Origin of the sequence: Mycobacterium sp. DBP42 (assembly GCF_005924235.1) — a bacterium.
In the GTDB taxonomy this organism is placed as follows: Bacteria; Actinomycetota; Actinomycetes; order Mycobacteriales; family Mycobacteriaceae; genus Mycobacterium; species Mycobacterium syngnathidarum.
This window is the reverse complement of sequence record NZ_VCMY01000094.1, coordinates 1-1,661: the sequence shown is the minus strand read 5'-3', so window position 1 is coordinate 1,661 and position 1,661 is coordinate 1. Positions and strand designations below refer to the sequence as shown.

1 protein-coding gene is annotated in these 1,661 nt (G+C 64.8%); it reads right to left on the bottom strand.

What is annotated here, in order from left to right; all coding sequences use genetic code 11:
* Positions 1 to 136: 136 nt before the first annotated feature.
* Positions 137 to 1,540, bottom strand: coding sequence for an IS1380 family transposase (locus tag E0T84_RS31500; RefSeq protein ID WP_138746419.1), 1,404 nt, complete (start codon positions 1,538 to 1,540; stop codon positions 137 to 139).
* Positions 1,541 to 1,661 lie beyond the last annotated feature (121 nt).

Here is a 1,661-nt window from a genome sequence, read left to right as displayed (position 1 = left end):
AGCCTCGATCCGTGGATCGACCCTGTTGAAGGTGTCTCGGGACTGATCTTTGCCGTGCTGTGGGTGGTGGGCAGCCTGTAGCCGCTGGTCTGCCCAGCTTTTCCTGTGATGTTCGGTCGGGCCTTTCGGCGGGTGGTCAGGGGGTCGCGGTCGGGGGTGGACTGTGTCCGATGGTGTTGCGCCACAGTGTGAGCCACTGCTGTGCCCATGGCCAGTGCGTTGGCAGGTGCAGGATGGGTCGGCGTTGGGGGCGAGCCAGCCGGGCCGGGATGTTAACGATGCGGCGTCGTAGTGTTGATCCTCGCGCGACGGCGTTGGCGCCGCCGGCCATCACGCCGGCGGCGCGCAGCAGGTTGTGGGCGATCGCGGCGCACAGGATCCACGCTGAGTTCGCTGCGAACCGCCCCGACGGCATGTGTTGGAGGGGTCCGTCGATGAGGTCGGAGAACACGGTTTCGATGATGGCGTGGCGGCGATGGGTGATGTCGGCGGCACCGACGGGTTCGTCGTTGTCGGTGAGAAACGGGTGATAGCGCCAGACCGGGAACAGCGCGTCGGGGTAGCGGGCGTCTTTGACGCGGCGCACGATCAACCGCGCGGTGACCGGGTGGTCGGTGGAACTGAAAGCGGTGTAGGTGGTTTCGGCGACTTCGGCATCCGAGATCCACGCTCCGGTGTCAGGGTCGCGGACCGCGCCGGGGTATTTGACCGGGATCCATGCATTCTCGGCGATGGAGTCGATGGCGGCGGCGACGGCGCGGGTCTTGGTCAGCACCAGTGAGAAGCGGGCGCCGGCGCGGCGGCAGGCGGTCACTACGGTGCTGTTGCCGTAGGCCGAGTCGCCGCGCACCAGGATCTGCCCGGTGATCCCGGCGGCACGGGCGGCAGCGACAGCTTGGGCGATCATCCGGGCCGCGCCCTTGCCGGAGTTGGTCTTGCCCGCCCGCAACCTGGCTCCAGTGATCACAGGAGCGGCGTGGTTGGTGCTGATCGTGGTGATCAACGGCGACAGGCCCTTGCGTAGGATCTGTTTCCCGGCGATCTTGGTATGCCCGTAGCTCGCGCCTTGTTTGGCCTGGCCGTAGACCGGTCGCAGCAGTGAGTCGATATCGAGATAGGCCCGCTCACCGGCACCGGGCAGTAGATCGACGCGTTCACACAGTCCGGCCAGGTGCTCACGCAGGACTGATTCCAGTTGGCGGGCGTGTCCGAAGGTGAACTCCCGCAACAGTGTTCCGACCGTCGACGGTGCATAGACCCCGTTGAAGAGTGTCTTCATCCCACCGGCACGCACGACGTCGAGGTCGTCGATACTGTCCGCGCCGGCGCACATGCCGGCGATCAGCGTGGTCAGCTTCGGGGACGGATTGGCCGCACCAGATTTGATCCGCTCGCAGGCGAAATGAACCTTGTGCTCCAACAGCTGTGACAGCCCAGTCTGGGTCGCCAACGTCATCACCGGCACCAACCCGGCGCACGACACGAGATGCTCATCATCGAACAGCGCCGACGCCGCGGCGAAGTTGTGCGACACTTTCACCGGAAGTGCCTTTCGAAGTTGTGCCGATAAGTGCGTAGGAACACTCATCATCACAGCTCAGAAGGCACTTTCCTCGTTACGACACCAATTCACCAAGCCGATTCATCGGTGGATCGAGGCT